Raw genomic sequence first — 13,471 nt, forward strand, 5'->3', positions numbered from 1 at the left:
AGCGCTCGCGCCAATTTGCCGCGGTACGGGAAACCGGCCGTGGCCTAGAGGTTTACGCCACGGCGCCGGGTTGCGCGTAACGCCAACACCGAGGAGTCGATCATCTCCTGCCCGGCTCGATGCTCGCGCCGCAAGCTCTCGGCCTGTACAAAGCAGGACTCGGCCTCGCGGTAATCTCCCTGTTCGAAGAGCGACTTGCCATAGTGCTGATAGGCGAATGCCACATCCATCGCGTGAGCTCGCGGATCGGAGGGCTCTGTCGTCGCGATGAAACACTCGAGCGCCGCCCCATAGCACTCATCGGCGCGCGCGTAGGCGCCTTGCCACTGCCAAACGGTGGCCAGTCGCAGCAACCAGCGAGCCTGGGACGAACTTGCCTCTCGAGGTTGACGGACTAGTTTCTCGACCCCGGTGGGTCCATCGAGTTGGGTGAGCGCAAGCAGCTCGGCTTCCTCGAGCCTGCCGCCGATGCGCAACAGCGCGACACGTTGCGCCGCGTCGAGTTCCGGCGACGGCTGGTTCAGCAATTTCTGGATCCGCGTCGGGTCGGTGGCCACTTCGCCCAAGGTCTCCGGGTCGATGGCATACAGCGGACTCTGTTCAGTCAAGGTCGTTCCATTCGAAGGTAGTGGTCGTGCCCGTCTCCCAGTCCCGACGCAGAATCGCATAGGCCACGCTGGCGACCGGCGGCGCGCCAGCTACCGGCCAGGACTCCCGGTAGTGAGCCTCCTTGAGCCAACCACAGCGTTCGAAGACCTTACGCATGGCGATATTGTCCTCACGGGTTTGCCCCTCAAAGCGGGTGACCTCGCCGAAACGGCCGAAGACATAGCTCGTAACCGCGGTCAGCGCCTGCTCGCCCAGCCCTTGACCGCGCCACGATGTGGCCAGTCGCAGGTCGAATAGCGGCGTGGGATCTTCCAGGTCTTCCAGGCGCACAAGTCCGATGCGCCCGTGCTCACGGTGAATCAGCCAGTGGCTCTCATGCTCCGCGTCGTGAAAGTCGCCGTCGTCGATCATTTCCTGCACGTCCATGACGCTGAGCTGAGAACGCACATGGAAGGGGAAGTGGTGGCTGGTCATGAAGTCCAGCAGGGCGGCGCGATCGGCGCCGTTCACGTCGACTTCTTCTAAGGTGAGCATAAGCCCATCCTGCCAGCAAAGACGCCGCAAGTGAACAGGCGTTTATCGCCGAACTAACCATCCATAGAGGTCATCGGTCACCCAGTCACCTACACCCGCTACGTCCTCTTCCAACGCTCCGAGATCCAGCGCATAGACTTCGCTGGCCGCCGGTTCGTGCGCGGGCTCGAAGACGGCGCCACCGGCGCGCATGAGGTAGCCAATCCCGCCGCTGTCGTCCCCGATCAACACCCATCCCGGTGCGTACTCGGCGACCTCAAAGGTCTCATTACGTTCGGCTAACGAGTGCGGCCCATAGATCGTGGTGCCATCGGCCAGATAGAGACCCGGACTCCTCCCCCAGAGTTGCGCCAGCGCATTCGTTGGCGCGGGCACCAGCTGGTTGGGAGTGTCGGATAATTCTTCGGCCGCGACAAGGTCCGACGACAGGCGGGGGTCTTCGCAGGCCTGCTCGATCCAACGTTGAAGCAGGTCTCCTGCCGGGTTGAGTCGACGGGTGGAGCCGGACGTCGCCGGATCCGGCGGCATGGTTTCGGTCAACAGGAGAACCTGGCGGCGTGCCTCGCCCCGCCCGAACGCTCCGGCGCAGTCTATGTCCCGCAGCGCCTGTTCCATGAGGCGAAGCCGTCGGTCCAACTCGCCGTCGAGGTCCGCCAGTCCTAGCTCGGACGGATCGCCGAGTAAGTCCCACTGCTCGGTGAGTCTCGCCAGATGCTCGTCGCCGAGGATGGCGAAGCGGGCGTCGGCGAAATTCCATGGGTCCTCGCCGGGGAGCGTCACACTGAGATACGGGCGTAACAGGTCTCCGGTGGTCACCAGCGCGACGGTTTGGGGCGATTCGCCGGTCTCGTCGCGCAGCCGCAGCAGTGCGTGACGCACGGCCTCGACTAGCGCGTCGATTAACTGCTGCTCGGTTGGGCTCGGTTTCCACGCTGCGCCGCTCATGACACCCAGTATGTCATCACCCAACGACTGGACGTGCCGATAGGCTGACTACGTTGGCTGACAGAGCCAGAAACCACGAACCGAGGAGCACCATGCGCGACTATCACCGGTTTTGGACCGGTAACGCGCTGGCAAACTTGGCCGACGGCCTCGCATTCGTCGCCGTGCCGCTACTGGCCACCACCGTGACGGACGATCCAGTCAAGATTGCGGCCCTGGCCATGAGCTACTCACTTCCGCGCCTGCTATCCGTACTCGGTGTCGGGGTGATAGTTGATATGTTCGACCGGCGGCGGATTCTTTACTCGGCGAACATTGCGCGGGCACTGCTCTTCGCCGGGGTGACGCTCCTGAGCCTTTCGGGATCCGTCACGATCCTTGCGCTGCTCGTCGTCAATGCGACGCTCGGGGTCGTGGAGACGATGGCCGATAACGCCGCCGTCGCCATCGTTCAACAAGCAGTCCCGACCAAACGGCTGGACCGAGCCAACTCACAAATTGCCGGAACCCAAATAGTTGTGGATGAGTTCATTGGGCCACCGCTCGGCGGCATGACTTTTGCGCTCTCGGCCGTGGCCCCGACCGCGTTGATCAGCCTCGCCTTTCTTGGTGCCGGGCTAGCGTTCTCGACGCTCCGCGGAAACTACAAGCCTCCCCCGATCGCACCGGACGCCTCTGGTGTGCGCGTAGCGAAGCGCATCGTCGAGGGACTGCGGTGGACATGGCATCATCGCGCGGCCCGAGTTCTGGTCCTCGTCGGTTTCCTAGCCAGCATCGGTTACATGATCCCCTTCTCGTATCTCGTGCTTTACGCGCAGAGTACCTTGGGGCTCACCCCGTTTGGCTACGGACTGCTGCTGTCCGCATCGGCCCTCGGCGGACTGCTTGGCAGCATCCTCGCGGCACCGCTTCGACGTCGGTTCGGGTACGCAAACACCCTCATCGGCGCTTTGCTCCTTGGCGCTACGGCATTTGTGACCATCTCAATGAGCGGCCATCCGGTGCTCGTGGGAGTTGCGCTGGCCCTCTATATTGCGCATGCCGTGGTATGGAATATTTTGGCGTCCTCCGTGCGCCAGAAGATCACCCCGCCCTCCCTCATGGGACGCGTTCTGTCGGTCAGCCGCCTGTTCAGCATTAGTGGACTAATCATCGGCGCGGGGCTGGGCGGTATGCTGGCTCGGCAGCTGGGCTATCAGCAACCATTCGCGATCGCCGGCGGTCTCTTTCTCCTCGCCGCACTGGCCGTGCTGGTCACCCGGCGGCATTTCCGCGACATTACCTAGGCCGCTACCTTCAGCTCCAGTCGAATGTCAGCGCGACGAGGCCGGATTCGGGTTCGACGAAAAGCAAGATCGCATCGGCCCCAGCGTCCCGCCACGGGTAGCCGGCGGTGGCGCCGATAAATCGTAGCGGCTTCCCAGCGGCCGTTGCCAGCACCGGCGAAACAGGGTCCTCTGTGTCGAGGCTCAGCGCTCGCGGCGGTGGATAGCCGGTCCAGTTTCCATACCCGGGCTCTCCGCCCAGCTGGTCGATGAACGCGATGTCATCGTTCCAGCCTTCGCGAGGCTTCGCGGGGTCGTTGGCATCGCCCCAGAGCAACCGACCGTAACGCTCCCACCGTGTCTTGGCACCGGCCAGTTCAGTCTGTGCCCGCTCACGCTCGCCTGACGATAAGTCACCTAGTTTCGACGCATCCGGGTCACCGAGGTAACGGTAACGCCCCTGGTGATCTGCTTGAAAAATCAACCAGTTCTCCGCCATGTAATCGCCGTGCTCTCCGGCCGCCGGCTGGAACAGAAGTTGGTCAGCGACGGGACTCAGGAAATGCACCACACCGGGCATACCCGGCTGCAACGCATTGAGCCGCACCGAGATAAGTGGATGTAGCTCTTAGGCAAGCCACCGCTAATCGGCGGCGAAGACGTCGCGGACTTCGGGGAAAATCGTGAAGCGCCCATCGATCTCGGTGATGCGATCACCTGTGTCGCGATCACGCGCGGGATCCACCAGGCTCCCTAACCGCACAACATCGGGCCCCGGGTCGGCTGCCAGCTCCCCGGCAATCCCCCATGCGCTCTCGAAGGCGGAGGCATCGCCCCGGACCTGAGTCTCTGCACGCTCAATGAGATCCCTAGCTTCTTCTTCCGAAGCCGCGGGCATTTCAGCGACGACCTCGTGATCATCGAGTCGGCGAATAACCAGGTGGCCTATCGGCCCATCGGTGGCACCCCAGGTAGAACGGTAGGTCACTTCGTAGAGGGCATCGGCCGAGATATTCGCCTTAGTTCAACCATAACGACGAAGATGTCCGACGTAAGTCACATGTCGACCTCACGTCCAACCGCGTACCACGGATCAGCGGGTACGGCCTAGGCTTTCGAGTCGCGCCGCCAGCGCGGCAGTTTCCTCCGGGTCAGATAACACTCCTGATTCGACGACTGCACGCATCGCCTCGAGGTCGTCATAGAACGCCCGGAATACCGTAGGCACATCGATCCCATGGTCGGGACGGGACAGGACGGTAATCGCGTCGCCAGCCTTGACTACCCCGGGCCGCTCGATTGACAGATAAGCGCCCGACAGGCCGTGTGCGACGAACCGCTTGAGCCAGCCGGCTTCGCCCATATGCATACGGAAGGTACCGCATGGAATTCGCGGCCCTTCGACCCGGAGCACTACCTGCTCGCCCACCTGCCAGCGTTCGCCGATCAGCGCATGATCGGTATCGAGGCCTACGGTGGTGAGGTTCTCGCCGAACATGCCGTCATCCAGCTGTCGGCCGAGCTCACTACCCCACCAGTCAAGTTCTTCACGCGCGACCGCGTACACGGCCTGGTTGTCACCACCGTGATGCTGCCGATCGCCGATGAAGTCCCCCACGACGCCGCTACCAAGTCCACCGTGCTTCGGACCTGGCGGTCGCAATTCAATTTGGTCCACCGGCCGCTTGTGGATGCCGGTCGGAGTATCCTTTGCGGCATTTGGCTGACTCGTGCCGATATTCACCGGCACAACATGACCCATAATGGTTCCTTCCGTACTTGGCCCCGACGTAGATGCTGGATACTACGACGCTACGTTATTTGCAATGTAATCTTGTCGGCAAGCTTTCGTTTCCACTGCTGACAATGGCAAGCAGCATGGAAAAGTGCGCGGCTCTCGACCCTTAATACAGCCATCTGGAGGCCGCTACCTATCGCCCTTTATTCCGGAGCAAACGCCACACTACCAACGGCAACTTCAAGTCACGCAAAGCGCAACGGCGTCAATACTCGGGGACACCATCGCTAGACTTACATAGGGACCCAAGGCGACATCTACCCCAAGTTTGTTGGTTCTCAATTGCCTACGGCGTGCCTCAATGGAACTCCAAACCTTTGTCATTTCTACCTCGGCAGGTAAGTCGCATGTCGCCGCAGGTCTGTAAAGTACATATCGATGTTCCACGTGAGTCGGGGCAACTTTATGGAAATTGCACAGAAGTAGTTCATCAGGTCTCTGCGGAACTCCGTTTCGCCCTGTCCATATTTTTGCAGACATTCACATCGCGGCGAAGAATCCTATACATCGCCGACACCGAACGCACTTGCTGAACTGACCAAAGACGAGATTCGATACGGATTTCAAGCATGCAAATGCCAGAGTTTCGCTCTCATCTGCCGCTGAGGGACTGGCGAATAGCAAAATGCCGCAATCCAGAGATTACAGCACCGAACCGAATGAATCGGTACGTGGCCGACCAACTGAACCGGAACTCCACGGCGTTCGGGCACAGAGCAACCGTAGAGCATGTCTGGGCGCGGCTATCAGAGGATTCTGGAGAGAAATTATGGCTGGGTGTAATGGACTCACTGATTCTGGGCTAAACCGAACAAACACGCTCTTGTATCACGACCACGACGAGCGTGTGTTCCCGGTGAAGTAGCGCAACAAAGTTAGCAATCGAGATTGATTGGTAGAACCACCGGACAAAAATCGCACTGTAGTTAACTAGCCAACATTATGACTGCTAGTGGTAACCTGCATTTGAGACCCTGTGAACTCGAAGCTCCTATCAAATTATTTCTCTTCGATACTAAGAAAACCGCAGTCTTAACCGCTTTGATGTGAAGTTGGCCTTGGACGAAGTTGAATCCCTGACCACAGATTAGTTATACGGTGAATCATTGTCCGCCTACGCTTGAGATTTTGAAGAATGGACGACTTAATATCTAGCCATTTCGACCAACTTCTTAAACCAACCCATTACCTCGCCTTTAGGATCCGACTCTGCCAACCGTCCCAGCGTCATAAACCCGAACGCCTCATCTGCGAGACGTGACTTGACGATTCCTTTCTTTATCGGCCGCACACCTGGTGTGCTTCTCGTGGCCTCGACGACGAGATCCGGAACATTACAATCTGCCGAGACGTTGACACGAACTTTCAATGCGTCAAATATGGCATCCGGATGTAGATAGTTCTCCATCATTAGCCTTGATGTGGTGAGGGCCAGCGATCCGTCACCTCGTTCATTCACCTGTTTGGCGGTCTCTTTGTAAGTTTCCACGTCATTGTCGTACAGGTGAAATTCCTTCCTATTCAGGTCCTTCAAGTACCGATTGCTCACCCACTGTCCAAGCGTTCCTCCGCCCTGCGGCACGAATGCAAACCTGCGATCCGATGTGAGGTCGGGATAGAGGTCCGGCCTCTCGCGATTCAAATTTCGCGAAAGTCGTTGAAGCGACGTTACATCGTGAGGGCCCTCGACACAGATCAGCACTTTGACGCGGTTGTCGGGTTGCACTCCAAGCTCGTCAGCAAGCTCGGTCCAAAGGTCATCATCACTTTCCGCGACAGACGGAAGTCCGGATGATGGGTCCTTTCGTACATATCTCAACGACTCTGCAGGTAGTTCCGAGACGAACCCAGGACTATGCGAAGTCAGAACGACTTGCGTCCCTGAGACTTCAGACATAGTGCGGAACGAATCAAGTAATATACGCTGATTGCGTGGGTGTTGTGATGTCTCGGGTTCTTCGAGCGCGTAAACTACTGATGACTTCTCACTCGATTCGATCATCCGCTTGGCTTCGGCTTTAAAGAAGCTCACTAGGATCAGTCGTCGAACGCCGGAACCGCGCTTATTGATGGCAACCCCGTTGGCGCCTTGCAACACCACCGAAAATAGGCCGCTCCAGCGTGGATCGTTCTTGAACTCCGGGATCAGTCCATCGGCGATGGCCGGATCAATCTCGGAGAGTGCCTCATGAGTCCTAGTTGCCAGATCAGTCGCCTTGACCCGAACTGCTTCTACGACATCATCGAGAAGTTTCTGAACTGACTCCTCAGCAAGAGCGGCAGCAACAGCCATTTTCATGGGCTCTTGCACCTCATCATCAGCATCGGTGCTTTTGCGGTCTGACTGGAATAGCGCGAAGTAAGGAAGGTGCAATGCAAGCTTTGACCAAATCTTTCCGCCATCTTCTTTTCCGAGCGGAACGACCGATTCCTCAAGCGTCAGGTCTTCACTCTCCCACAACGCGGCTCGCAGATGAGGATTGGACGTCTTGTTTACGGCAAGATATTCAGCATCGATCAAACGGTCCTTAGCTAGCTTCTTGAGTGTTGCATTCCCTAGGGTAACTAGGTTGTCCAGCCCCTTGTTAGACGGATGCTGGCAAACGGCATGGATCTCCTCCTTCGGCTTTGCTGCTGAGCAGATCCATCGCTTCTGAAGCTGCAAGTAGCCGTCTGCATCTAACAAGTATTCTCTTGAGAGGCTTGTGGTGGCCTGAGCGTCAAGGACCAACTCGGACGGCAGGTCGGAGAACTTACAAGTGATTTGGAAGTAGTTGTCGGAGGTAGACACATTCTTGTCTGTCACGTCCGGCTTCACAACGTTGCCACCGAAGAAGATGTCGAGCGCCTCCAAAATTGTTGACTTTCCGACATCATTGCGACCCACGACAGTGGTGAGGTCGCTGAAACTGACCCATTGTTCCTGCTGATAACCGCGGAAATTCTTGAGCGCGACAGCTACGAGCTTCATTGGGGCACGGCCTTTCAAAGTGGGATCGGATTTCTATCCAAATATCATCAGTACTTATTGGAGTTACGCACGCGCCACTGCAATCGGCGCTTCAATCAGGGATCACTAGGCAAGACCTCCCAGTTGGATCTATTATGCCAGCTGAGACCGACAAATCAGCCGCATAACTTGTTTGAAAATACGAATTTTGATGCAGCACCAATGAGTTTCCATTGCCGGTGACCGAGTAACCTACTGCCGCCTGAGCGCAGCGTCGCACTTACGAATGCAGGCTGCAAGTAAGAGGTGGAGTCAGACAGCACAATATCTCGCGGACAGCCCCATAACCTCTAGGAACATACGACCATTGGGTCGGTCAATCTCAGCAAGGCACATTGCCCCTGCCAATCCAATTGTCCCGGCGATGTTCCCACCGAGAATGGGATAGCAGTGGGCGCGCTGAATAGGGGCTCGGTGCCAATTACAGATGCCTGCCACAATGTGGATGTAAGACTTCGGTACCGCCGGTTGGCCGACCCAGAAAATTCCCTGGTTCAACTGAGCACCAGTCTTGATCTTCACCGACGTTATCATTGTCCTCGGGCTGGATATCGGTAAGACCGATTATTGGGCCTACGCCGTTGCCAAATACGGAATCAAAAATTGAAACAAGATCCCGCCTAACGACGAAACCAAACTCGCCACTGTCTATGAAAATATCAGTGCAAATGGCACCGATTTCGTCGCTGTGGACCAGCCCGCCACAATCGGCACGCTAGCCCTCTCCCTGACCCAAAAGCACGGCGTTCCCGTCGCCTACCTGTCGGAGTTTTCGATGCGACGTATTGCAGACATGTCTCCGAGGACCGCGAAAACCGAAGAAAAAGACGCGTTCATCATCGCTGACGCAGCCTGCACCATGCCGTATACTCTGGGTAGCATCCACGTATTCGAAGTTGATGAAGCACACCTTGGACATGCTCGGTGGATTCGACCTAGACCTAGCACTGCAGATAACCAAGACCAGCAACATGATGCGCGGCCTATTTACCCAAATCCATCGCCACTAGAACGGATTCTTGGTCTCAAGCTGGTGCATGATGCGGTGCTAGACGTCCCCGCAACTTGGACCACTCCCGCAGCACTGGCGCATGTCTAGAAAGCGCGGATCGACGCAAAAATCAGGAAGCACAAAGCCCGCATGCACATGACATGAGCGGTAGCCCTCTTGACAACTTTGTAAGAACAGGCCATCACGCTCCACCGCACGCACGCCACAGATCCGGTCATTCCGAAGCTCGTCGGCTAACTGAGGTCGTTGCGTTCTCAATGAGCCGCCATGACTGAACACTTCGAAGCTAACGTGGAGGCCCGCCCGATTTACCCGGCACTGATTTCCCAGTCAGGGGTCGTATGTCAAAGGAGCTGTGATTATCCTCGCCGAGACCCCCGGGAAGACTTTCACCAAGGCAGCTGCACTAGCCTCCTACGCTGGACTGGCAGCATCCGCAGGTTAGGCAGGCACGTCAATCAAGTCGGAACGCTTCAATGATTCAGGAAACATACTATTGCAACGAGCTTTGTTCCTGTCAGCCTTCACATCCATTCATCTTGATCCAACTAGCCTGAATTACTTTGACCGGAAACGGCCCCAGAGAACCCCACGGCAGGGCGCTGATTGCGTTGGCTCACCTCGGGCTCGCATTCCTGTTCGCGATGATCCGCGATGGGCCACTCTATGACGTTCCGGACCTGAAAATTGCTTGGCTTTCAACATAGGGAGCATCCATGGCACATATGGGCTCCCGACCGTTCGATTTCAGACTGAGTCCGTCAAAGACCCAATTATTTTACGAAACTCCTGAAGAAACTCGGAATCTCGCTTCAGACTAGCCCGAACCGCGGCCTGATAGTCGCGTTCATTACGGTAACCCAAGCCATTAGCAATGTTCGATCCATAGCCGGATTCTCTGATCGAGAATCGTACAAGGATCGCTTCGTGGTCCTCTTCGCTCAGGGCCTTGCACAGCGCATTAAACTCTTCCTTTAGTGGCGAGCTAATGGTCCACGTAATCTCCTTACTACGGAGCTCTTCCTTGCTCGAGGGAAGATATCTGAGAGCCTCGTGCCGAACGATCTTGACGGCATTAACGGCGGCAAGATTCTCTTTTACATCGGGCCTTTCCAGGGACCTTAAGGCGTTCGATTGTGCGGTACTTAATCGTTCTTGAAAGTCACCACCTAACGCATCGGCCTGTTTACGCGCGTGATATTCGACGATGAAAGGAAGGTAGTAGAGATTCTCCACTTCGTTGACGGGCAATACTAGGATTCCTTTGCCTCGCAGCTTTTCCCGCTCCTCTGCCGAGCGACAGTCTCCATCGATTACGCCCGTAGCGTCTACCCAATGATGAGGGCTAGCCTCCCTGAGTCCAGAAACTGTTCGGATCACTTGTTCATTCCCACCGACAGAATGAACTGTCCATTCTGGGAACACAATCTGATAGAGGGATTTATCGAGACTAGCCAGTTCGCCTTCCGTCACTAGAATTCTCCCCCGGCTTCCAAGGAGAGCGAGCCGCACTTGCTCTTTACGATCCCCGACAGATTCGAGTTCTTCTAGATGCCAGCCAGATGCCTGACCAGCTTGCCAATTAACCGAACGCACTAAAATAGTTTTGAGACCAAGCGCCATGAGATCAACGTCGTGGGTAAACAATACAAAGATGCAGTCGTTGCGTACCTCAGTCAACGCGGTGATAAAGCGCGCCGAAATCGAGCGATGCAGGTGGCGTTCGGGTTCATCGATTACCAAAACGGAACCCTCATCTGCTAAAAGAACTTCGGAAGCGAGGAGAAAAGCAGACTTCTCCCCATCCGACATGTCCGAAATAGGGTATGTCTCTCCTTCCAAGCGAGCTACAAAAGCATTGTTCTCGCCTACCCGAAACTGCTGTCGGAATCCTGCCGACTTCATCAGGTCATTTATGATAGTCAGGAGAGAAGGCCCTATTTGACTCAGACCTTCTACTCCGGCTCCTTCGTCCACGCACTCGGCGAGGCGTGCATTCCGTTGATTTACTTTTGCAAGCAAGTCGAACAGCAAGGTTGCAGAACGCTGGCCACCTTGAGGATCCTTAACTCGTGACTGCGGTTGTGCGTCAGTGACACTAAAATTTCGTGAATAGGTCTCTCGCTGACTGAAAGTTATCTCAGGCGATGCAGAGGGGAGCCACACTTGACGCTGGGCGAATATCCTTCGGATTGGACGGGAGCAACTTCGGTTCGCAAGCCAGTAGCTCAGTGCTGATTTCCCGGAGCCGTTTGAACCGACGAACAGGACTACGTCCCCCGCGTTCATCCGGAGCTCAAGGGCTGGCTGATCCTCAACCGATGGGATGTACCATTCGACGCATTGATCCATTCCATAATTCTGACATGAGAAAGCTCAAATGGAAGCCTGGTAGATCCGTACCAACTATGTAGATCTAAACATCCGTACATTGATCCACGCCATCAGCGCAGGTTCTTTAGAGTCCTAGTTGCCGATGCGAATGTAAGTCCTGCTTAACAAGTCGGCAGCAGTCAGATTAAACGTGCTTCTCTCACAATAATTAGAGCGCTACCTAGAATGTTAACGATATTGATAGCGGAATAACCTGAAGAACTCCCGCCTATGCGCGCACGACGACAGGAATGCCCCGGATTCTGGGAAGAAGTAAGGGCATCTCTAGTGGTAAAACTAGATAGGACTCTATTTTCCACCGGGTTCCGCCATGGCGCTCCCTCAAGATTCTCACCAGTCTGGTAGGCCACAAATAGTCTCACGGATTAGGAATTCAATATGAAGGATCCAGACGATCACGTTGATGACTGGGTGCATCCGTCGGGCCCAAACGCCTTTGTTACAGGAGTAACTACGTGTCCCTATCCTCTCGACGCCTCGGTACCATATCTAGCAGAGATCACCGCAGAGTATAGTCACGTCGCCTTCTTTTCACGGACGAAAAGTAGAGAAAACTAATTCAACCTTAGCGCGGGCTGATCTGGGTCGAACCTCCATCATTTGAATTCTCGCACCAAGTCCACACAGCGAGTACAATCTCCACACTTTTACATTTATTAGCTGCATGACGAATTGGCTAGATGTAGATCACAATGAGTGTCATCATAGACCCCAAACATGCCAATTGTCCCTGATGAGCGGACCATCGTTGCTTCCGCTCACCAAGTCTTCAGAAGCCAATTAGACGTTGAAGCGGAACTCCGTCACGTCGCCGTCGCGCATGATGTAGTCCTTGCCTTCGATGCGGGCCTTACCCGCAGCCTTGGCGTTGGCGACCGAACCGGCCTCCACCAGATCGTCGAAGGCCACGACTTCGGCCTTGATGAAGCCGCGCTGGAAGTCGGTGTGGATCACGCCGGCGGCCTCCGGTGCGGTGGCACCCTTGCGGATGGTCCAGGCGCGAGTTTCCTTCGGGCCGGCGGTCAGGTAGGTCTGCAAACCTAGGGTGTCGAAGCCGACGCGGGCCAGCTTATCTAGGCCCGACTCTTCGATACCGGCGTCGGCCAGCATCTCCGCGGCCTCGTCCTCTTCCAGTTCGGCCAGCTCGGCCTCGAACTGTGCGTCGAGGAAGATCGCCTCGGCCGGGGCGACCATCTGCGCCAGTTTGCTCTTCATCTCTTCGTCGGCCAGCCCGGCCTCGTCGGTGTTGAACACATAGATGAACGGCTTGGTGGTCATCAGCTGCATGGGGGCCAGCTCGGCCAGATCCACGCCCGCCGCGGCACCGGCGGCGTACAGGGTCTTGCCCTCTTCCAGCACGGCCTGGGCGGCCTTGACGGTGTCGAGGAAGGACTTCTCGATCTTCTTGCTGCGCAGTTCCTTCTCGAGGCGCGGTAGCTGGTTCTCGATGGTCTGCAGATCAGCGAGGATCAGCTCGGTCGCGATGGTTTCAATATCGGATTCCGGGTCGACCTTGCCGTTGACGTGGATTACGTCGTCGTTCACGAAGGCGCGGGTGACCTGGCAGATTGCGTCGGCCTCGCGGATGTTCGCCAGGAACTTGTTGCCCAGTCCTTCACCCTCGGAGGCGCCCTTGACGATGCCGGCGATATCCACGAAGGACACGGTGGCGGGCAGGATGCGCTCGGAGCCGAAGATCCCGGCCAGCACCTTCAACCGCTCGTCGGGCAACGGCACGACACCCACGTTGGGTTCGATGGTTGCGAAGGGGTAATTGGCCGCCAGCACCTGGGCACGGGTCAGCGCGTTGAACATGGTGGACTTGCCGACATTGGGCAGCCCGACGATTCCGATAGTTAAAGCCACGGGAAAGAATTCTACCTTTATTTCGCAGGGTCTAGTGG

General features: G+C 56.8%; 10 protein-coding genes and 1 pseudogene. 2 read left to right on the plus strand and 9 right to left on the minus strand.

What is annotated here, in order from left to right; genetic code table 11:
• Positions 1–44: 44 nt before the first annotated feature.
• Genes ACYU0X_RS11590 through ACYU0X_RS11600 form a run of 3 tightly spaced genes read right to left on the minus strand, consistent with a single transcriptional unit; the run spans position 45 to position 2,088 of the window.
• The gene (locus tag ACYU0X_RS11590; protein ID WP_461900814.1) at positions 45–608 is read right to left on the minus strand and encodes a tetratricopeptide repeat protein; all 564 of its coding nucleotides are present in this window, start codon (positions 606–608) and stop codon (positions 45–47) included.
• Positions 601–1,143, minus strand: coding sequence for a GNAT family N-acetyltransferase (locus ACYU0X_RS11595; RefSeq protein ID WP_461900816.1), 543 nt, complete (start codon positions 1,141–1,143; stop codon positions 601–603). The genes ACYU0X_RS11590 and ACYU0X_RS11595 overlap by 8 nt, the downstream gene beginning before the upstream one ends.
• 42 nt (positions 1,144–1,185) lie before the next feature.
• Complete coding sequence (locus ACYU0X_RS11600) at positions 1,186–2,088, minus strand: DUF4303 domain-containing protein (RefSeq protein ID WP_461900818.1); 903 nt, start codon at positions 2,086–2,088, stop codon at positions 1,186–1,188.
• Positions 2,089–2,180: 92 nt separating this feature from the next.
• On the opposite strand from ACYU0X_RS11600, the gene ACYU0X_RS11605 reads away from it, so the two are divergent.
• The gene (locus ACYU0X_RS11605; protein WP_461900820.1) at positions 2,181–3,374 is read left to right on the plus strand and encodes an MFS transporter; all 1,194 of its coding nucleotides are present in this window, start codon (positions 2,181–2,183) and stop codon (positions 3,372–3,374) included.
• Positions 3,375–3,384: 10 nt separating this feature from the next.
• Here ACYU0X_RS11605 and ACYU0X_RS11610 read toward each other — a convergent pair whose 3' ends face one another.
• The 4 genes from ACYU0X_RS11610 to ACYU0X_RS11625 form a co-directional block, all read right to left on the minus strand.
• A complete protein-coding gene (locus ACYU0X_RS11610) occupies positions 3,385–3,960 on the minus strand; it encodes a hypothetical protein (protein ID WP_461900822.1) in 576 nt (191 codons plus the stop codon).
• A 36-nt stretch (positions 3,961–3,996) separates the two neighbouring features.
• Entirely contained in the window at positions 3,997–4,341 is a 345-nt protein-coding gene (locus tag ACYU0X_RS11615; protein ID WP_461900824.1) for a hypothetical protein, read from the minus strand.
• A gap of 105 nt (positions 4,342–4,446) precedes the next feature.
• Positions 4,447–5,115 carry an MOSC domain-containing protein gene (locus ACYU0X_RS11620; RefSeq protein ID WP_461900826.1) on the minus strand — a complete coding sequence of 223 codons (669 nt, stop codon included), beginning with the start codon at positions 5,113–5,115 and terminating at the stop codon, positions 4,447–4,449.
• 1,180 nt (positions 5,116–6,295) lie between these two features.
• Positions 6,296–8,122, minus strand: coding sequence for an ATP-binding protein (locus tag ACYU0X_RS11625; protein WP_461900828.1), 1,827 nt, complete (start codon positions 8,120–8,122; stop codon positions 6,296–6,298).
• Positions 8,123–8,672: 550 nt separating this feature from the next.
• Between ACYU0X_RS11625 and ACYU0X_RS11630 the strand changes: the two are divergent.
• Positions 8,673–9,880 (plus strand): annotated as a pseudogene (locus tag ACYU0X_RS11630) (IS110 family transposase).
• Positions 9,881–9,920: 40 nt separating this feature from the next.
• On the opposite strand, the gene ACYU0X_RS11635 reads toward ACYU0X_RS11630, so the two are convergent.
• Together ACYU0X_RS11635 and ychF are read right to left on the minus strand one after the other, a co-directional pair.
• Positions 9,921–11,525 (minus strand): AAA family ATPase, encoded by a 1,605-nt coding sequence (locus tag ACYU0X_RS11635; RefSeq protein ID WP_461900829.1) that lies wholly within the window; start codon positions 11,523–11,525, stop codon positions 9,921–9,923.
• 822 nt (positions 11,526–12,347) lie between these two features.
• Complete coding sequence (ychF, locus tag ACYU0X_RS11640; RefSeq protein ID WP_418907050.1) at positions 12,348–13,433, minus strand: redox-regulated ATPase YchF; 1,086 nt, start codon at positions 13,431–13,433, stop codon at positions 12,348–12,350.
• Positions 13,434–13,471: the final 38 nt, after the last annotated feature.

Source organism: Glutamicibacter sp. X7 (assembly GCF_054889245.1).